Raw genomic sequence first — 17,528 nt, forward strand, 5'->3', positions numbered from 1 at the left:
AAATCTGGTAGTTTCCTGGCGGGTAATTTTATGAATCAATCACAATTTCAGAAGGCGGCTGGTATAAGCGCCGGATTATCTGCGCGCTGGTTTCCGCACATCGACGCGGCAATGAAAGAATTCGGCATCACTGCGCCGCTCGATCAGGCGATGTTCATCGCGCAGATGGGGCATGAGTCCGGCGGGTATGAAAAGCTGGTGGAAAGTCTGAACTACGCAGCCGATCGTCTTGTTCCCGTATTCGGCAAGCACCGTATCACGGCACAGCAGGCTGCCGCACTCGGCAGAACGGCAACGCAACCAGCTAATCAGAAAGCGATAGCCAATCTGGTTTACGGCGGCGAGTGGGGCAAAAAGAACCTGGGCAACCAGATTGCTGGTGACGGCTGGAAATATCGCGGGCGCGGGCTGAAGCAAATCACCGGGCTAAGCAACTATCGCAAATGCGGCATGGCGCTAAAACTGGATCTGGTCACACAGCCGGAATTGCTGGAACAGGACGAAAATGCAGCGCGTTCCGCAGCGTGGTTCTTTGCCACCAGCGGATGCCTTGTGTATTCCGGCGATGTGGAACGTATCACGATCATCATCAACGGCGGTAAAAACGGTCTTGATGACCGCCGTCGCCGTTTTAATCTGGCAAAAGCCGTGCTGGTGTGAGGCTGCTATGGGACTTGAAATGATTATCGGCCTGGCCGCAGCGGTGATTGCCGCTATCGCTGGTGCTTTTGGTTTCGGCCAGTTGCGCGGCACCAGTAAAGCGGAAGCCAAAGCCGAAATCCAGCGCACAGAAGAACGCGCGGCAGCTACTGAAGCCGTTGCAGAACGCCGGGTAGAGAAAACAAAAGGAGCCAGGGATGTACAGCAGACTGTTAATCATCTTCCTGATGACGATGTTGACCGTGAGTTGCGCGAAAACTTTACCCGCAAAACCTGAAGTAACGGACACGGCCTGTGACTGGGTGAATATCATCTACCTTACTGAACACGATATTGCCGTGCTGGATAAGCAGACCAAGCGCGACATCCTGGCCCATAACAAATCAGTGCAGGCTAACTGCAAGAAGGAGTCTGCCCGTGAACGCAGAGAACCTAAGTGAAGCGTATTACATCAATAACGAGATAAAAGAACTACAGCGACAGAAAAGTATTCTGGAGAGTGGTGCAGGGCTTGGGGTAACAATCCAATCTACCTATCAGGACAATGCCTTTTTGGATGCTATACGCCCACATGCTGTGGCTGAGCTTGACCGTCGTATTGAGGAAAAGAGAGCCGTACTAGTTAATTTAGGCGTCTCCTTCTCTTAATGTGACAGGCATTACAGCAACCAAATTCACTGCCATAGACCGGGTGGCAACCGGCGCTGGCCCAGCGAACAGGGCGACCAATAGCCTCGCAATAGCGGGGCTTTTTTACGACCAAAAGAGAGAGAATGATGGAAAAAGAGCAAAACGGCGGCCAAATCCTGCCTGTAGCAAAAGATTTTAAATTCTGTCTGGGCCAGCTGGTTAATCTGCGTATCAGTGATGAATGGGGTGAAGTTCAGGCCCGCGCGCAGTACCTCAACGGTGAGAATCAGTACCTTGTTCACTATCAGGCAGCTGATAAATGCGCTACTGAGCGCTGGTACTCAGAATCGCAGTTGGTGTCGGTAGAAGACGATCGCTCTCCGGGGATGCCGGTGTTTGGCTGCGTTGAACTGCCGGAAGGTGCGACAGTCGAAGAGTAAGGCATTACAACAGGCATTCGCTGAGTGCCTGTGATAATGCTGTGTTGATACATTGTGATTATTCGTTAGACTCTCCCTACCGTTAGGGATGAGGTCGACATTATGAAAATTAGATATGTAATTGCGTTAGCGTTATCACTATTCGTTGCTGGCTGTGATAATGCGCCAAAATTTGATGGTTCAAGCCAGGAGTCTTTGCGTTACTCAGGTGAGAAAGTTATTGAGTCACTTTCTGATGCTAAGAAAGAAGAACTTAAGTCAGCAATTCGAGACGCTTTAAGCTATTACGCTACTCAGGCAGTCATAAATAACGATAGCAGTTATTCTCCAGAAAAAATGCGTTTAGTCATACTGAATGGGAAGACTGCTGAACAGATTATTTCAGAAGCCGATAGCTATCGGAAAAAGAAAGAGCAACTGGTGAAACAATACAAGCAGAATTAATGACACGGAGGCCGCATTTAGCGGCCTTTTTAATACCGTACCCAATTGATAATCACTATCATTTTCGCGGGTCCTCCTGGAGATTCTGAACACCGAGGGGGCGAGGACACGCGGAAAACGGCTGGTTTTTTGCATTTTATCGGCATCATCATCATTCCCTTAACCTGTTGATATTTCAGTCGTGAAATTATTCACGATGTCGAAATGATTAATTTTTGTTCATCATCATGGATAACGAGCTGAAAAATCTCCGCCTTAATATTAACCAGCTGGCGGTGCTTACCGATCTGCATCGTCAGACGGTCGCCAGCAGGCTGAATAATGTCGAACCTGCTCCCGGCAGTAATTCCCGTCTCAAACTTTATTCCGTTCTGGATATTCTCCGGGAACTGCTGGGCCGAACAACGACACCGGAACTGGTGGACGTCGATAAGATGCTGCCACCCGATCGCAAAGCGTGGTTTCAGTCTGAACGTGAACGCCTTAAGTTCCAGCAGGAAACAGGTGAACTTATTCCGGCATCGGCAGTTACCCGCGAATTTTCCTCGATGGCGAAAGCCGTCGTTCAGGTACTGGAAACGCTGCCGGATATTCTGGAGCGCGATTGCGCGATGACACCTGCTGCTGTGGTCAGGGTGCAAAAAGTAATTGATGACCTGCGGGATCAGATTGCCCTGAAGGTTGAACAGGCAGATACGCCGGAACAGGAGGACAGTTCGTCAGAAGAGGAGTAAGCCATGCGACAGGCCACGGCGGCGGAGGTCAGAAAAAACACTGCCGGGATCATCAGGGCGCCACGTCGAATGCCTGTTGCCGAGGCCGTACATAAATACATGCATGTCCCGGTTGGTGTGGGTAACTATGTTAAATGGGATCCGGACCTTGCCCCCTATGTTGTGGAACCCATGAACTGCCTGGCATCGCGTGAATATGATGCTGTCATTTTTGTTGGCCCGGCCCGAACAGGTAAGACAATCGGTCTGATTGATGGATGGGTGGTGTACAACATTGTCTGTGATCCGTCGGATATGCTCATTGTTCAGATGACGGAAGAGAAAGCGCGTGAACACTCCAAAAAACGTCTTGCCAGAACATTTCGTGTCAGCCCGGAAGTGGCAAAGCGGCTGAGTCCGTTACGCAACGACAACAACGTGCATGACAGGACCTTCCTTGCCGGGAACTACCTGAAGATTGGCTGGCCTTCCATCAACATCATGTCCTCGTCAGATTTTAAATGCGTGGCGCTGACAGATTACGATCGCTTCCCTGAAGATATTGATGGCGAGGGCGATGGCTTTACCCTTGCCTCCAAACGTACCACCACCTTTATGTCTGCGGGGATGACACTGGTCGAAAGCTCTCCGGGCAGGGAAATCACCAATACCAAGTGGCGGCGTAAATCGCCGCACGAAGCTCCGCCAACCACCGGAATCCTGGCTTTATACAATCGCGGCGATCGCCGCCGCTGGTACTGGCCATGCCCACACTGCGGGGAATACTTTCAACCTGCAATGGAGGCAATGACAGGCTACCGGGAAACACCTGATCCGGTGAAAGCCAGTGAAGCCGCGCATATTGAGTGCCCGCATTGTAACGGCATTATTACCGCCGATAAAAAGCGGGAACTTAACGGAAAGGGCGTCTGGTTACGTGAGGGCCTGGTGATCGACAGGGAAGGCAATATTACGGGGGAAGGCCGCCGTTCGCGTATCGCGTCGTTCTGGATGGAAGGACCGGCAGCGGCTTATCAGACCTGGTCCCAACTGGTCTACAAGCTGCTGACGGCGGAGCAGGACTATGAAGCAACCGGCAGTGAAGAGACCCTGCGCGCGGTGATTAACACTGACTGGGGACGGCCGTATCTGCCCCGCGCGGCCAGCGAGCAGCGTCGCGCCGATGTGCTGATGCAGCGGGCTGAAGATTACGGTAAACGGCTGGTGCCGCCCAAAGTCCGTTTCCTGCTGGCGTCAGTTGACGTGCAGGGCGGGAAGAAACGCCGCTTTGTGGTCCAGATCATTGGTTACGGTGAAAACGGGGAACGCTGGCTGGTGGATCGCTATAACATCCGCCAGTCCCTGCGCTGTGATGAAAATGGCGAAACTCAGCCACTGCATCCAGGCTCCTATCCTGAAGACTGGAAGCTGCTGATCACGGATGTGCTGGAAAAAACGTATCCGCTCCAGTCCAGTCCTTCGCAGCGGATGCCTGTACTGGCAATGGCGGTCGACAGTGGCGGGGAAGATGGTGTCACGGATAACGCCTATAAATTCTGGCGTCAGTGTCGCCGTGATGGTCTGGGTAAACGGGTTTACCTGATTAAAGGGGACAGCACGAAACGTCAGAAAATCATTACCAGAACCCATCCCGATAACACTGACCGAAGTGATCGCCGGGCGGATGCGCGCGGCGAGGTTCCGGTTTATCTGTTGCAGACCGACCTGCTTAAAGACCAGCTCAGTAATAACCTTGAGCGTGAAACGCCCGGGGCAGGGTATATCCATTTTCCTGACTGGCTCGGGGAATGGTTCTACGAGGAACTGACCTACGAAGAACGTGGGACAGACGGAAAATGGCGTAAGCCGGGAAAAGGCAATAACGAAGCCTTTGACCTTTTCTGTTATGCCCACGCTGTCGCGATCCTGCGCGGCTACGAAAAAATCCGTGACTGGGAACAACCGCCAGCCTGGGCGGCTGCTCAGGATATCAATTCAAACATTATTGACGGGGAACGCCCCAGGGAGATTGCTGTGAAAAAAGCGGTGCCTGCACGTTCGTCTCCGGTTTCAGAAACTGAACAGGCCAGCACGCTGTCTGGCGGCTGGCTGGGTGTCAGCGAAAACGGAGGCTGGCTGTGACGAAAACAGAAATTCAGCAGATGCTGGTTACGGTTCGCCAGGCTTACCGTGACTCCCTTGATGGTAAAAGCGTGTCTTTCACTGGTGTGAACGGGCGCGCCATTACTAACCATGATCCGGTAGCGCTGCGTAAAGAGCTGGAATACTGGGAAAAACGCTGGGAAACCGTGAGTCGTCGCAGCGGTTCTTTCAAACTCGCTAACTTTCTTTAAGGCTTCACATGGGCATTTTTGACAGAGCACTTGGCGCCATTGCGCCAGGGTGGGCGGTTGCGCGTGCGCGAAACAGAATGCTGCTGCAGGCGTATGAAGCCGCGCAGCCGTCGCGCCTTCATAAAGGAAAGCGGGAAAGCCGTTCTGCGGATACGGCGGTCTTTGCCGCTGGCGTGTCACTGCGCGAGCAGGCAAGGGCGCTGGATGAAGATCACGACATCGTCATTGGCCTGCTGGACAAACTGGAAGAGCGGGTAATCGGTGCGCAGGGGATTCAGGTGGAGCCGCAGCCGCTGGGGCTGGATGGCAAGCTGCATGAAGATTTTGCGGCCAGGATATCCGCGCTCTGGTCCGAATGGTCGGTGCGCCCGGAGGTGACTGGCATGTTCACGCGACCGGAAGCTGAGCGGCTGGCCCTGCGCTCCGCGCTGCGTGACGGTGAAATTTTTACCCAGCTGGTGCGCGGGCCGGTAGCGGGGTTGACCCATTCAACCAGCGTGCCGTTTTCGCTTGAACTTCTTGAAGCCGATTTTGTGCCGATGAATCTCAACAGCGTCGCCGGGCAGCAGGTGCGGCAGGGCATTATCGTCAACGCATGGGGCAGGCCGACGGGATACCGCGTCTATAAGTATCACCCGGCGAACATGGCCCGTTTCAGCGCAGAGCTTAAAACCGTTTCGGCAGAAAACATGCTGCATCTTGCGCAGCGGCGACGCCTGCACCAGTTGCGCGGCGTCAGCCTGTTGCACGGCGTGATTAAACGTCTGAGCGATATCAAGGACTACGAAGAGAGCGAACGTGTAGCCGCCCGCATCGCTGCCGCGCTGGGCTTTTATATCAAACGCGGGGATGCGGCCAGTTTTCCAGGGGATGACGACTGGAAAGGGCCAGAGAAAAAATACCGTCATTTCGATATCGCGCCGGGCATGATTTTTGACGATCTGGCGCCGGGTGAAGATCTCGGGATGGTTGAGTCAAACCGCCCGAACGTTCATCTCCATGAATTCCGCAACGGTCAGCTGCGTGCCGTCGCCGCTGGCAGCCGGGGCACCTATTCCAGCATAGCCCGTGACTATAACGGCACTTACAGTGCCCAGCGGCAGGAACTGGTGGAGGGGCAGGAAGGCTACAACGTCCTGCAGCAGTGGTTTGTCGGTCAGCACAGTCGCCCGGTATATCGCGCCTGGCTGGCGATGGCGCTGCTCACGATGGATATCCCGTCAGATGTAGACCGCCAGACGCTGTTCAACGCGACCTATCTCGGTCCGGTGATGCCGTGGATCGACCCAGTGAAAGAGGCCAACGCCTGGAAGGGGATTGTCCGTGGCGGCGCGGGAACCGAAGCAGAATGGATACGCGCCCGTGGTCAGTCTCCCCAGGAGGTCAAACGCCAGCGAATGCGCGAAACCGAATTTAACCGTAAACACGGGCTGGTGTTTGATTCAGATGCCGCCAACGACAAAGGAGCTATGCCTGATGCAACCGCAAAACAAACCGGGCAGCCGCCGGAAGATGATGATTAACCCCCGCGCCAGCCTGGCGGGCGTTGATGCCGCAAATGGCCAGTGCTGGTATGAGATCCGCGCGCTGGCCGCCGGGCGCGTGGAGATTTTCCTTTATGACGTGATCGGCGGCTGGGGGATCACCGCCCAGCAGTTTGTCACGGACTGTAAGGAGGCCGGTGTTTTCGACGCCAGCGCAGTGGATTTGCATATTCACAGTCCCGGTGGCGATGTGATGCAGGGGTTTGCGATCTATAACACCCTGGCGCGGCTGAAAGCGAAAGTGGATATCTGGGTGGACGGTGTGGCGGCCAGTATGGCTTCGATGATTGTCTGTTTGCCTGGCGCCACGGTGCATATGCCGGAAAACGCCTGGCTTATGGTGCATAAACCGTGGGGTGGTATCGCCGGGGATTCTGACGATATGCGGGATTATGCCGACTGGCTGGATCGTAATGAAGCGCTGATGCTCAGTGCCTACATGAACAAGACCGGGCTTGGACAGGAAGAACTGGAAGCAATGCTGAAAGCTGAAACCTGGCTCAACGGCGCTGAAGCGGTGGAAAAAGGCTTCGCCGACACGCTTGAACCTGAACTGCAGGCTGCGGCCTGTGTGAATGAAAATAAACTGAAGGATTACCAGAATATGCCTGAACAGATTAAGACCCTTTTTACGCCGCGTGCCGAAGCCCCTGTGAATCAGCCGCCTGCTCCGGTTCAGCAGCCCGCACCAGTGCAGGCAACCCAGACCCAGCAGGCACCACAACAGCCCGCGCCGCAGATGACAAACATCGATATCACCGCGCTGGCTCAGCAACTACAGCAGCAGATGCAGACGGCGAACGCGGAACGCGTAAATACGGTTTCCGCTGTGTTTGAGGCGTTCCCGACCTTCGCGACGCTGAAGGCTGAATGCCTTGCCGACTTTTCCTGCACGGCTGAAAAAGCCCGTGACAAACTGCTGCAGGCGCTGGCCGCAGGGACAACCCCGAGTGCGGGCCCGGGCGCCATTCATCTTTATGCCGGTAACGGCAATCTTGTCGGTGATTCCATTCGCGCGGCCATCATGGCCCGGGCGGGCTATGCGCAGGCTGAGAAGGATAACGCCTATAACGGCTATACCCTGCGTGAACTGGCACGCGCGTCGCTGGTGGATCGCGGTATCGGTATTTCCGGTCATGGTGCACCGCTGGCGATGGTCGGGCTGGCGTTCACCCACAGCAGCAGCGATTTCGGAAATATCCTGATGGATGTGGCGCACAAGGCTGCACTGCTGGGCTGGGATGAGGCAAACGAAACCTTCGACCAGTGGACCCGCAAGGGCACGCTGACCGATTTCAAAACCGCGCATCGCGCAGGTCTGGACTCTTTCCCGACCTTGCGCAAGGTGCGTGCCGGGGCGGAATATAAGTACGTCACCCTGAAGGATCGCGGAGAACCCATTGCGCTGGCGACCTATGGCGAGCTTTTCAGCATCGATCGGCAGGCCATCATTAACGACGATATGGATATGCTTACTCGTATTCCGATGGCTATGGGGGGCGCTGCGCGCGCAACCGTCGGCGATCTGGTCTGGGCAGTACTGACCAGCAACCCGAAAATGTCGGACGGCAAGCCGTTGTTCCACGCCGATCATGGCAACCTGATAGCGGCTGACCTGAGCATCGATGGACTGGATGATGGACGTAAGGCGATGCTGTTGCAGAAGTCTGGCGATCGTCATCTCAATATCCGTCCGGCTTTTGCGTTGACGCCGGTTGCTATTGAATCCCGTGCTAACCAGTTGATCAAATCCGCCAGCGTGCCGGGGGCAGATGCCAACAGCGGCATTAATAACCCGATCCAGAACTTCGCAACTGTCCTTTCCGAAGCTCGTCTGGATGACAGCAGTCCGACAGATTACTACCTGTCGGCGGCGAAGGGCCGCGACACTATCGAAGTTGCTTATCTGGACGGTGTTGATACGCCATATCTGGAGCAGCAGCAGGGCTTCACCGTGGACGGTGCCGCATTCAAGGTGCGCATCGATGCGGGGGTGGCGCCGCTTGACTGGCGCGGCATGGTTAAAGTCACCAAAAAATAAACGACCGTCTTCTGACGGTTTTTTTATTACGGAGCGGCGCGTGCTGCTCCTTTTCATCTGGAGAGAAAAATGGCGAAGAACTATCAGCAGGACGGCAACACTCTCGATTTTCATAATACCGGTGCGGCAGATATTCATTCAGGTGAAGCCGTACTTTCAGGGGCGCTGGTGGGCGTAGCTCACGATGATATCCCGGCAGGATTGTGGGGCGTACTGCATACCACAGGCGTATTCGTACTGCCAAAGGCGGCTGAAGTGGTCACTGTTGGTCAGAAACTGTATCTGGCAGACGGTAAACTGACTGCGGAAGCGGGTGAGGAGGCTGCGCCGAACCCTCTGGCGGGTACGGCCTGGGCTGAGGCTGCTGCTGATGACGAGTTTATTCCTGTACGGCTTGGCTACTGATGAACCGCTTCCGTGAACGTCTGGCGAGAGCGGATGCCCGGATAGACCGGGCATTTGCCGAAGAGGTTCCGGCCATTATTTCTGTCGGTGATGAGCAGCGGCCCGTCACGGTGATTTTCGAATCGCCGGACGCGCCTGTCAGCGTGCCGGGAGGCGGAGAAATCCAGAACCATGTCCCGGCCTTCAGCGCCATGACCGCAGATATTGCCGGACTGTCAAAGCACGACCGGGTCCTGATTAACAATTTACCCTGGCGTGTCACTCATGTCGGTGCTGATGAAGAAGGGCGAACACGGGTTACCCTGGCATACGGGGAGCCGGGTAAGCCCCAGCCCGAAATAACGAAGTGGAGCTGATATGGCGCGGGGATCACGGTTGCGGCGGGATTTACCTGTCGATATTGATGTGGATGCTATCTGGGGAATAGCGGAAAGCATTGGGGCAACCCAGAAACAATTTCGCGCGGCATATTCCAGGGCATTAAAGCGGACAGCGGCCACATTACGGAAAAAGGCAATGGCCGATCTGAAAGATGGTCTGGCTCCCAGAAGCATTAATCTGGTGCGTCGCCGGTTGCTTTCATTCCGTCTGGATCGCGGTTCCCGCCTCGATAATTTTCGTCTCTGGTTTGGTCTCAACGCCATAAAAGTGAAGGATCTCAAAGGGCGTATTTCCGGCAGGATCAGACCTCATCACACGCGCAGGGACAAAAATACCGGGCGATTCATTAAAGCCAGGCGGCAGGCCGATAACGCGGGATTCACGCCGAAAGGCCGTCTGCTGTCGGCACGCACGTTTGAGAATGGCGAGGTTGCACGCTCCCGACGGGAAAACCGCCGGACGGTGGTGATTCGTGACCCGCAGACCCGCCGCACCCATGAGGCTGAAATTGATATCTACGAACCGATGCTGAACTACATCGAGGATAACGCCTTTGCAGAAGTGATGGAGATTTTTATGCATCACTTTGAAACCGATCTGCGCGGGCGTGTGAAAGCCCGTATTTCTGTCTGAGGTAATGAACGATGGCGGAGCCACTCCTGCTGGCGCAGTATCACGACGCCGTGATCGGCGCGCTGAAAAAAATTGAATGGGTCCGGGATGCTGATGCCTACCCGGAAAAAAATGTACCGCGCTTTTCCGGCCTGGTCACGCCCGCTGTCTGGCTCACCATTAACGGCTGGGAGCAGGGCGGGGGAAACGAAGGGCAACTGAACGTGGTGCTTTCCTGCGATCTCTTTGTGGTGGTGGACCCCGCCGCTTCAGGCGTCAGCAAGCCAGAAATTTTCCTGCGCACGGCGGCGGCTGATATTACCCAGTGGATCGACGGACAGCAGTTCGGTCTGAATTATCCTGAACCCGCCGTTTTCATTGATGCCGGGCGCGATGAATTTGATCCGCGCATGGATGACTATCTTGTCTGGCGTATTTCTTACACACAGTCAGCGGCCTTCGGTGCAGATCCGTTTGCGCAGCTGAATGCTCCGCTTAAAGCTGTCTGGCTCGGTAAGGCACCGGATATTGGGCGCGCGCATGTGGACGATTACCGGCTGATTTACGAGGCAAAACCTGATGAGTGATATTGAGGGTGACTTACAGCGCAGGCTGGCGAACATCGTGCGGCGCGGTGTCATCCATTCAGTGAAGCATGACGGTATCCCGAAATGCCGGGTCGATTTGGGCGATATCGTTACCGCCTGGCTGCCGCTCTGTCAGGGCTTTGCGGGCGCTAACCGTGCGGACTCCAATCCGTATGCGGTGGGGGATGCGGTCACGGTGCTGTCTGAGGCCGGTGAGCTGAACAACGGGCGGGTGTATCCGGGCTGGAATACCGGCGCGATGCCAGTACCGGGAGGCAGCGAAAGTGAGCATATCACCCGCTACGGAGACGGTACTGAGATCCGGTACGACCGTGCGGCGCATGCCCTGACGATCACCCTGGCAGCGGGCGGCACATACACAATCGTCGGGAAAGGGACGCTGGATGGCCCGGTTGAAATCACTGACACCCTCACCGTCCAGGGGAAAACGCAGATCAACGCCGACACGAATGTGAGCGGAAATATCGGTGCCACGAAGGAGATCACTGATAAAGCCGGCAGTATGAGCAAAATCCGCGAGACCTTTAACGACCATGATCACCCCGGCGACAGCGGCGGGACCACGGGAAAAACTAATCAGAAAATGTGACCTGCTTCGGCAGGTTTTTTTTATGCCTGGAGATAAAACATGGCTCAGTTACATGGTGTTGAAACAATTGAACTGACATCGGGAACCGTTGCTGTCACGACGATTCAGACGGCCATCATTGGCCTTGTGGGAACCGCCCCGGACGCGTCTGACGGGACAGCGGCTTCGGGGTCATCCGGCACGCCGATTCTGGATAACGTTCTCGACTTCACCGCAACCCTGAAGGGGCGGGGCGGGAATATTATCAATGTTGAAGCGGTGGCCGGACAGACGGATGCAGAAAATCCGGTTGCCGTCGGGACATCTGCGGTCTGGGACCCGGAGTCGCTTACCCTGAAGATCACGCTGGGCTGCGATGAAAATGGTGTCATTACCGCCACACCCGCAGAGGTGGCCGGGGTCGTCAATGAGGCTGAAGGAGGAAAGGTAAAGGCAGCAGGCGCCGGAGGCGGGCTTGTTTCGCCATTCATCCTCCAGCTATCCGGCGGCGAGGATGAACCTTTTCCGCTCAATACGCCTGTGGCGGTCGTCGGGACCACGCTGTTATCCCGCCTCGGTGATAACGGGACGCTGAAACAGGCCCTGACCGATATCAACGATCAGCGTAATGCGCTGACGGTGGTTGTGCGTGTTGCGCAGGAGAGTGAGGAAACTAAACAGCGCGCGGCAGTCCTGAAGGGGATCGGGCTGCTGTCATCAGCGAAATCTGTCACCACGTATCATCCGCGTATTGTGATTGCGCCAGGTTTCAGTGAAGACGATGCGGCGGGGAAAGCGCTGGAGACCGTCGCCGGAAAACTCCGGGCGATCGCTTATGTGGACTGTGCTTCCGGCGCAACCCTGCAGGAAGTGGTGCAGCGCCGCCAGTCCTATGGCGCACGGACAGAATTGCTGCGACCGCGCGTCCAGGTCAGTAACGCTGACGGCCAGCTGGTGTACCGTCCTTATTCTGCCTTTGCCGCCGGGTTGCGCGCCAGAATCGATTACGAAAAAGGCTGGTGGTGGAGTAAATCCAACCAGGAGATCTACAACATCCTGGGCGTTGAACAGGTGGATGAATTTATTCTTGGCGAAGAGAACTGTGATGCCAACCTGCTCAATATGCAGAACGTTTCCACCATTATTCGCCGTGCCGGGTTTAAACACTGGGGGAACCGGCTGTGCGCGACCGATCCACAATGGCGTTTTGAATCCGTCCGACGTACAGCGGATGTGATTGAGGACAGCATCCAGGAAGCCATGCTGGAGTATGTGGACCGCCCTCTTGATCGTGAGAACGCGGACGACATTATCGGCACCATCAATGCTTATATGCGCCAGCTTGTGGGACTGAGGGCCATTTTCGGCGGGCGGGCCTGGCTGGATGAAGAGCTGAACACCGCAGAAAGCATGGCTGCGGGTGTCCTGTACATCAACTACGATTTCGGGCCGAAATCGCCGACTGAACTCATCAGCCTGCGTGTCCGGGTGAACAACAACTATGCGCTTGAGGAGATGCTTGCAGCATGAGCGATAAAAATACATTACGCGTCTGGACCTTCTTCCGGCAGGGGATTCGTATCCAGGGGGCGCATGAATTTACGCCGCCGTCTCTGGCTGTTGTTAAAACAGATCTGCGTACCGGCGCCCAGGACGCTCCCACTCCGGTGGATGACGGTATGGAGGCGCTGACCTGCCAGGTCAAATTTTATGGCATCGATGCTGACATGCTTGCCAGCTTCGGTTTTGTCAGCGGCAGCCGTTCCCGGTTTACGGCCTATCAGGGGTATCTGGGCAATGGTACAGCGCGGGGGACGGTTGAGGAAATTGAAGGTTTTGTCCAGACCGTCACACCGGATGCCCGTGGAAAAGAGAACCTGTCTGAAAATGCCGTTACGGTGGATATTGCCGTGAATTATTACCGGCAGTCGCTGGAAGGCCGGGAGCTTTTTGCCATTGATACCGAGCGTTTTGCGCGCCGTGTCAATGGTGTGGATGTCCTGTCCGGCCTGGCCGCAAAAGTTCGCCTCTGATTCCCCTTTTTACAATAACGGCCTGCGGGCCGTTTTTTTATGGAGTTATTTATGAGTATTCCCGGTGAAACCCGTGTAATCAAACTGTTCTCCCCCGTCACGCTTGAGGGGGGCGCGGTACTTGATGAAGTGACAATGCGTGAGCCACTTGTTCGTGACCGTATCGCTCATGCAAAGGATCGTGGCAATGAAGAAGAAAAAGAAGCCCGCATGATCGCTCTGCTCTGCAACCTCAGCGAACGGGATATCTGGCAACTGACAGCGGCGGATTATGCACAACTGCTGGACACATTTAACGTTTTTATGCTCCCGCCCGCGAAGCGACCGAAAGAGGACTTCTCCGGGCAGTAAGGTTTCTCGGGCGGCGTCTGCATTTTCCGATGGCGGATTATCTTGATATGCCGTTCAGCACTTTTACCGATTTTCTGACTGATGAACTGGAGGTAATGAACCGTGGCCGGAATAAGCCAGAACCTTAAGGCCGTTATTACTTTCGGCGGTAACATCGACAGTTCCTGGAGCCGTTCGGCAAACGGCCTGCAGAAAAGTCTGAAGGATATCGGCAGGCAGTCTGAACGGCTGACAAAGGACCAGACAAAGCTGGCTGCGGAGATTAAACGCGCAAAGCTGGCGGGGGAAAGCCTGGGCGATCTTAAACGGCGTTATTCGGAAGTGTCCAGGGAGATCAGGAAAACAGAGACTGAACAGCAGAAACTGAATGCACAGTTGCAGAAAGCGCAGCGCATACAGTCATTCAAGAGCGCTGGCAAGGGGCTGTTCCGGCGCGGGCTGGGGATCGCCGGGCAACTGGGTGGGATGGTCGGGCCGGGGCTGGCGATTGGCGGCGGCGGTGTGGTGGCCTCCGCGCTTGGTACGCTTATCGCCCCGGCAGCCACCAACGCAGAAACCGCCCAGCGCGCGAATGTGGCAAAAAGCTACGGTGTGGATGTCACTACGTTTAACGCCTGGGACACGCTGGCAAAACAGTACGATATGAACGGGGAAAACATTGGCGATCTGTTCGAAGAGTATCTGCATAAAGCCGGTGAGTATAAGCAGAACGGTAAGCAGGGTTCGCTGCAGGATGCTTTTGAAACGCTGGGCTTCAAAGCCGGTGATTTTGCCGGACTCAGTGATATGGCGCAGTTCAATAAAATTGTTGAGCGCGCGCTCAGCCTGGAGGATGAGTCAAAAGCCTCTTTTGCGCTGGATTCCCTTTTCGGAGGAGAAGCCAGCAAACTGCTGATGCTCATCAAACAGTCCGGCAGAAGTTACCGCGAACTGATGGATGAGCAGCGCCGCTATAACCTCGTCACAAAAGAAGGGGCCGAGGGTGCGATTGCAGGGCATCAGGCCATCAGTAACCTGCGTACTGTGTTCTCCTCCGCCGTTGCTGAAATATCCGGGCAACTGGGTAATGAGTTGGCCCCGGATGTACGGCGCCTGACGGATGATCTTGCCGACTGGTTTAAAGGCGGTGGGATAAAACGCATTGTTACTTTTCTGCGTAATGATCTGTATCCGGGCGTCCTGTCTTTCGGTCAGGGCGTCGTTTTTGTCGGCAGGATTATTTATGCGCTGGCTAAAAAGCTTTCTTGGCTGCTGCCCGACAGTTCTGCTGACCAGAAAGAGGTGCTTAAATCTCTGGCAATGACCGGATCGGTTGATATCGCACGAATGACCGCTCAGAGAAAGGGACAGGGAGAGTGGTTTGAGCAGACGCTGGCTGACAACCCGAATCTGCCCGATGAAGTGAAAAATGCGTACATCGGCACCAGGGGATTTATCAAAAACGACGACGAAACCTTCAATAAATCACTGGATAAGTACCTTACTCCTGACAGCAGCGGGACGCTTCTGAACTGGGATGCCGCCCTGCAGCAGAATCGTGAGCGGGCATCCCAGACTGGTGATACCCGGGAGAATACCAGCGCCTGGGATAAGTTTCAGTTACCCGTGGCTGGTGTGTCTGAACCGTCGGACAACGGGGGGCATGGCAGCGCCAGCGATCCGGGCAGGTACTCGCTACCATCCGCAAGGAGACTTGATGTATCCGGTGATCCGGCGCGGGCGACCAGTGATGCCGGATACTGGGACGCGCTGCTGCAGAGGATAGACAGCCTGGATAAACAGCCATCCCGGCAAATCACCGACAACCGGAAATTTGAGTACCGGTTCGAAATCAATGCAGCGCCGGGCCAGGATGAGAAAGCCATTGCGGATGAGGTGTCAGCCGTAACCAAAAAAAATTCTGCATTTAACGGTGATAACAGCCTGACTGATGGAGGGCTTATCTGGTGAGTGAAATTATTCCATTGATTGAAGAATCCGGTCAGCGGCAGGCGGGCGCGCAGCGCGGCGCCCGGCAGGCCAGTGTCATGATGATGCTGGGGGATTTTGCCTTTTCGATTGATACCACCGCATATAACCAGCTTACACGCGAAGCCAGCTGGCGGTGGAGTGAGCAGGAACGGATAGGGAACCAGGATCTGCTCCAGTACACCGGCAAGCCCGGACGGACTGTAAAACTTGAAGGACAGGCACACGCTTTTTTTCGAAAAGGCGTGGATGCGGTAAATGACCTTTTTGATCTTGCTGACATGGCCAGACCCCTGCAACTGGTCAGCGGTGAAGGGGATGTGCTCGGGTGGTGGGTAGTGACTGACTTTTCGGATACAACGAACCGCTTTCTGCCCGGTGGGGGCCATCGTAATAAAAACTGGACCATGACGTTAAAACATTATGCCGACGATATATCAAACCCGTGACGGTGACGTCCTGGATGCCATTTGCGCTTTGCATTATGGCACTGAAAACCTCTCTTATTCAGTAACACAGGTTCTGGAAGCAAATCAGGGGCTGGCGGATTACGGGGCGGTTTACTCTTCCGGCCTGCTTATCACCCTGCCTGATCTGGTGCTGCCCGTTGAGGATTCGCCTTTTAGTTTGTGGGATTAATATGGCTAATCAGATTACATCGCCTGAATATGCTCCGGCATTCAGTATTAAGGCAGAAGGAAAGGATATTACCCGCGCGCTGCAGCAGAGCCTGGCGGAGCTGACGCTGACGGATTATGGTGGCACCACCGCGAAAGCGGATGAGCTGAAAATTACATTACTGTCTGAAACGCTGGCCCTCCCGACGAAGGGGGCCAGGCTGCAGGCGGCGCTGGGCTTTAACAATCATCAGGTGGACAAGGGCTGGTTTGTTGTCAGCGGTGTCGCCAGCAGTGGGCCGCCAAGACGTATCGAGATTTATGCAACCGCTGCGCCGATGAATGCGCAGAAGCAACCGGGTGATGTGACAGGCCAGAAAACGCGGAGCTGGGATAATCTGCGCCTGGCCGATCTTGTCAAAACGGTTGCGAGGGATAATGGCCTTATCCCGAAAGTTGCCGCCGGGCTTGCTGATATACATATCGATCATATTGATCAGGTTGCTGAATCCGACGCGAATCTGCTGTCCCGTCTCGCCCGTACTTACAATGCGGTGAGTAAACCGTCTGGCGGTTACTGGCTTTTTTTACAGCAGGGGGCAACAGCTACGGTTTCCGGGAAACAAACCGGAGGGATCACTGTCACACCGGATGAAGTGTCGAACTGGTCCTACAGTGAAGGACAGCGCGGCAGCTCCACGGGAAAAGCCACGGGCAGCGGGGGAAAGGCTGAAAAGAAAATCGGTGTTCGTTACTACGACGAAGCGGATGGAAAAACAAAAACAGTCTCCGTTGAACATGACGGCCCGGCAATGACTAACCCGTATACCCAGGCAGAGAAGAACACCGCCGAACAGCAGGCAAAAGCCAGAAAGACACAGGCTGGGCGGAATGAACAGAAAATGACGGTGACAGGCCCCTGCCGACCGAAGCATGTTCCGCTAACTGCCGAAGCCGGAGTGACGACATCCGGCTTTGGTTCCCGCGAAGATCGCAGCTGGGTTGTTGAATCACTCGTTTTTTCACTGACGCCCGCAGGGTTCAGTTACACGTATAACCTAGTCGTTGATATCCGCAGGCCCGCAAAATCTGCGAAAAAATCCGGCAAAGATAAGAACGGCCCGGATTATTTCGGTTAACCCTCCCGCCGCCAGGCGGT

At 55.2% G+C, this 17,528-nt stretch carries 23 protein-coding genes; all 23 read left to right on the forward strand.

Features of this window, described 5'->3' with window-relative positions; genetic code table 11:
• Window positions 1-30 precede the first annotated feature (30 nt).
• The 23 genes from OGV82_RS14125 to OGV82_RS14235 all read left to right on the forward strand — a co-directional run bounded on the left by OGV82_RS14125 (window position 31) and on the right by OGV82_RS14235 (window position 17,508).
• Window positions 31-660, forward strand: coding sequence for a glycoside hydrolase family 19 protein (locus OGV82_RS14125; RefSeq protein WP_192466403.1), 630 nt, complete (start codon window positions 31-33; stop codon window positions 658-660).
• A gap of 7 nt (window positions 661-667) precedes the next feature.
• Window positions 668-937 carry a hypothetical protein gene (locus OGV82_RS14130; RefSeq protein WP_192466404.1) on the forward strand — a complete coding sequence of 90 codons (270 nt, stop codon included), beginning with the start codon at window positions 668-670 and terminating at the stop codon, window positions 935-937.
• On the forward strand, window positions 894-1,100 hold the full coding sequence (locus OGV82_RS14135; RefSeq protein ID WP_225622024.1) for a hypothetical protein: 207 nt from the start codon (window positions 894-896) through the stop codon (window positions 1,098-1,100). Before OGV82_RS14130 ends, OGV82_RS14135 begins: the two co-directional genes overlap by 44 nt.
• Entirely contained in the window at window positions 1,078-1,308 is a 231-nt protein-coding gene (locus tag OGV82_RS14140; protein WP_114647309.1) for a hypothetical protein, read from the forward strand. The genes OGV82_RS14135 and OGV82_RS14140 overlap by 23 nt, the downstream gene beginning before the upstream one ends.
• A 128-nt stretch (window positions 1,309-1,436) precedes the next feature.
• Complete coding sequence (locus tag OGV82_RS14145; protein WP_192466415.1) at window positions 1,437-1,730, forward strand: hypothetical protein; 294 nt, start codon at window positions 1,437-1,439, stop codon at window positions 1,728-1,730.
• A 102-nt stretch (window positions 1,731-1,832) separates the two neighbouring features.
• Entirely contained in the window at window positions 1,833-2,174 is a 342-nt protein-coding gene (locus OGV82_RS14150; RefSeq protein ID WP_200098755.1) for a DUF6694 family lipoprotein, read from the forward strand.
• 227 nt (window positions 2,175-2,401) lie between these two features.
• On the forward strand, window positions 2,402-2,908 hold the full coding sequence (locus OGV82_RS14155) for a DUF1441 family protein (RefSeq protein WP_200098789.1): 507 nt from the start codon (window positions 2,402-2,404) through the stop codon (window positions 2,906-2,908).
• A gap of 3 nt (window positions 2,909-2,911) precedes the next feature.
• Window positions 2,912-5,029 carry a phage terminase large subunit family protein gene (locus OGV82_RS14160; protein WP_130028195.1) on the forward strand — a complete coding sequence of 706 codons (2,118 nt, stop codon included), beginning with the start codon at window positions 2,912-2,914 and terminating at the stop codon, window positions 5,027-5,029.
• Window positions 5,026-5,241: a hypothetical protein gene (locus tag OGV82_RS14165; RefSeq protein WP_047463010.1), complete on the forward strand. Its 216-nt coding sequence runs from the start codon at window positions 5,026-5,028 to the stop codon at window positions 5,239-5,241. The genes OGV82_RS14160 and OGV82_RS14165 overlap by 4 nt, the downstream gene beginning before the upstream one ends.
• 8 nt (window positions 5,242-5,249) lie before the next feature.
• Window positions 5,250-6,764, forward strand: coding sequence for a phage portal protein (locus OGV82_RS14170; RefSeq protein WP_114647473.1), 1,515 nt, complete (start codon window positions 5,250-5,252; stop codon window positions 6,762-6,764).
• Window positions 6,718-8,826 (forward strand): ClpP-like prohead protease/major capsid protein fusion protein, encoded by a 2,109-nt coding sequence (locus OGV82_RS14175; RefSeq protein ID WP_437268303.1) that lies wholly within the window; start codon window positions 6,718-6,720, stop codon window positions 8,824-8,826. Before OGV82_RS14170 ends, OGV82_RS14175 begins: the two co-directional genes overlap by 47 nt.
• Before the next feature lie 69 nt (window positions 8,827-8,895).
• A complete protein-coding gene (locus OGV82_RS14180; RefSeq protein WP_190286975.1) occupies window positions 8,896-9,231 on the forward strand; it encodes a DUF2190 family protein in 336 nt (111 codons plus the stop codon).
• Window positions 9,231-9,587, forward strand: coding sequence for a head-tail joining protein (locus tag OGV82_RS14185; RefSeq protein WP_058668920.1), 357 nt, complete (start codon window positions 9,231-9,233; stop codon window positions 9,585-9,587). Before OGV82_RS14180 ends, OGV82_RS14185 begins: the two co-directional genes overlap by 1 nt.
• Before the next feature lies 1 nt (window position 9,588).
• Window positions 9,589-10,245, forward strand: coding sequence for a hypothetical protein (locus OGV82_RS14190; protein ID WP_200098754.1), 657 nt, complete (start codon window positions 9,589-9,591; stop codon window positions 10,243-10,245).
• Between the two features lie 11 nt (window positions 10,246-10,256).
• Complete coding sequence (locus OGV82_RS14195; RefSeq protein WP_114647470.1) at window positions 10,257-10,811, forward strand: hypothetical protein; 555 nt, start codon at window positions 10,257-10,259, stop codon at window positions 10,809-10,811.
• Window positions 10,804-11,421, forward strand: a complete 618-nt coding sequence (locus OGV82_RS14200; RefSeq protein ID WP_115625639.1) for a phage baseplate assembly protein V — start codon at window positions 10,804-10,806, stop codon at window positions 11,419-11,421. The genes OGV82_RS14195 and OGV82_RS14200 overlap by 8 nt, the downstream gene beginning before the upstream one ends.
• Window positions 11,422-11,460: 39 nt before the next feature.
• On the forward strand, window positions 11,461-12,930 hold the full coding sequence (locus tag OGV82_RS14205; protein WP_192466408.1) for a phage tail sheath family protein: 1,470 nt from the start codon (window positions 11,461-11,463) through the stop codon (window positions 12,928-12,930).
• Window positions 12,927-13,433 carry a phage major tail tube protein gene (locus tag OGV82_RS14210; RefSeq protein WP_058668933.1) on the forward strand — a complete coding sequence of 169 codons (507 nt, stop codon included), beginning with the start codon at window positions 12,927-12,929 and terminating at the stop codon, window positions 13,431-13,433. Before OGV82_RS14205 ends, OGV82_RS14210 begins: the two co-directional genes overlap by 4 nt.
• 51 nt (window positions 13,434-13,484) lie before the next feature.
• Window positions 13,485-13,784, forward strand: a complete 300-nt coding sequence (locus OGV82_RS14215) for a phage tail assembly protein (RefSeq protein ID WP_058668935.1) — start codon at window positions 13,485-13,487, stop codon at window positions 13,782-13,784.
• Between the two features lie 102 nt (window positions 13,785-13,886).
• The gene (locus tag OGV82_RS14220) at window positions 13,887-15,734 is read left to right on the forward strand and encodes a hypothetical protein (RefSeq protein WP_286451809.1); all 1,848 of its coding nucleotides are present in this window, start codon (window positions 13,887-13,889) and stop codon (window positions 15,732-15,734) included.
• Complete coding sequence (locus tag OGV82_RS14225) at window positions 15,731-16,201, forward strand: phage tail protein (protein WP_200098750.1); 471 nt, start codon at window positions 15,731-15,733, stop codon at window positions 16,199-16,201. The genes OGV82_RS14220 and OGV82_RS14225 overlap by 4 nt, the downstream gene beginning before the upstream one ends.
• Complete coding sequence (locus OGV82_RS14230) at window positions 16,176-16,391, forward strand: tail protein X (RefSeq protein ID WP_114647465.1); 216 nt, start codon at window positions 16,176-16,178, stop codon at window positions 16,389-16,391. Before OGV82_RS14225 ends, OGV82_RS14230 begins: the two co-directional genes overlap by 26 nt.
• A gap of 1 nt (window position 16,392) precedes the next feature.
• Window positions 16,393-17,508, forward strand: a complete 1,116-nt coding sequence (locus tag OGV82_RS14235) for a contractile injection system protein, VgrG/Pvc8 family (protein ID WP_200098748.1) — start codon at window positions 16,393-16,395, stop codon at window positions 17,506-17,508.
• The last annotated feature ends 20 nt before the right edge of the window (window positions 17,509-17,528 follow it).

Origin of the sequence: Citrobacter sp. CK191, from assembly GCF_030333435.1 — a bacterium.
Taxonomy (GTDB): Bacteria; Pseudomonadota; Gammaproteobacteria; order Enterobacterales; family Enterobacteriaceae; genus Citrobacter_B; species Citrobacter_B koseri.

What these genes read in the sequence shown, in the direction of transcription:
- OGV82_RS14180 (WP_190286975.1), top strand. Translation starts at nt 8,896, where the DNA reads ATGGCGAAGAACTATCAGCAGGACGGCAACACTCTCGATTTTCATAAT.
- OGV82_RS14155 (WP_200098789.1), top strand. Translation starts at nt 2,402, where the DNA reads ATGGATAACGAGCTGAAAAATCTCCGCCTTAATATTAACCAGCTGGCG.
- OGV82_RS14215 (WP_058668935.1), top strand. Translation starts at nt 13,485, where the DNA reads ATGAGTATTCCCGGTGAAACCCGTGTAATCAAACTGTTCTCCCCCGTC.
- OGV82_RS14200 (WP_115625639.1), top strand. Translation starts at nt 10,804, where the DNA reads ATGAGTGATATTGAGGGTGACTTACAGCGCAGGCTGGCGAACATCGTG.
- OGV82_RS14170 (WP_114647473.1), top strand. Translation starts at nt 5,250, where the DNA reads ATGGGCATTTTTGACAGAGCACTTGGCGCCATTGCGCCAGGGTGGGCG.
- OGV82_RS14145 (WP_192466415.1), top strand. Translation starts at nt 1,437, where the DNA reads ATGGAAAAAGAGCAAAACGGCGGCCAAATCCTGCCTGTAGCAAAAGAT.
- OGV82_RS14235 (WP_200098748.1), top strand. Translation starts at nt 16,393, where the DNA reads ATGGCTAATCAGATTACATCGCCTGAATATGCTCCGGCATTCAGTATT.
- OGV82_RS14190 (WP_200098754.1), top strand. Translation starts at nt 9,589, where the DNA reads ATGGCGCGGGGATCACGGTTGCGGCGGGATTTACCTGTCGATATTGAT.
- OGV82_RS14135 (WP_225622024.1), top strand. Translation starts at nt 894, where the DNA reads ATGTTGACCGTGAGTTGCGCGAAAACTTTACCCGCAAAACCTGAAGTA.
- OGV82_RS14230 (WP_114647465.1), top strand. Translation starts at nt 16,176, where the DNA reads ATGCCGACGATATATCAAACCCGTGACGGTGACGTCCTGGATGCCATT.
- OGV82_RS14150 (WP_200098755.1), top strand. Translation starts at nt 1,833, where the DNA reads ATGAAAATTAGATATGTAATTGCGTTAGCGTTATCACTATTCGTTGCT.
- OGV82_RS14125 (WP_192466403.1), top strand. Translation starts at nt 31, where the DNA reads ATGAATCAATCACAATTTCAGAAGGCGGCTGGTATAAGCGCCGGATTA.
- OGV82_RS14175 (WP_437268303.1), top strand. Translation starts at nt 6,718, where the DNA reads ATGCAACCGCAAAACAAACCGGGCAGCCGCCGGAAGATGATGATTAAC.
- OGV82_RS14210 (WP_058668933.1), top strand. Translation starts at nt 12,927, where the DNA reads ATGAGCGATAAAAATACATTACGCGTCTGGACCTTCTTCCGGCAGGGG.
- OGV82_RS14205 (WP_192466408.1), top strand. Translation starts at nt 11,461, where the DNA reads ATGGCTCAGTTACATGGTGTTGAAACAATTGAACTGACATCGGGAACC.
- OGV82_RS14130 (WP_192466404.1), top strand. Translation starts at nt 668, where the DNA reads ATGGGACTTGAAATGATTATCGGCCTGGCCGCAGCGGTGATTGCCGCT.
- OGV82_RS14160 (WP_130028195.1), top strand. Translation starts at nt 2,912, where the DNA reads ATGCGACAGGCCACGGCGGCGGAGGTCAGAAAAAACACTGCCGGGATC.
- OGV82_RS14195 (WP_114647470.1), top strand. Translation starts at nt 10,257, where the DNA reads ATGGCGGAGCCACTCCTGCTGGCGCAGTATCACGACGCCGTGATCGGC.
- OGV82_RS14185 (WP_058668920.1), top strand. Translation starts at nt 9,231, where the DNA reads ATGAACCGCTTCCGTGAACGTCTGGCGAGAGCGGATGCCCGGATAGAC.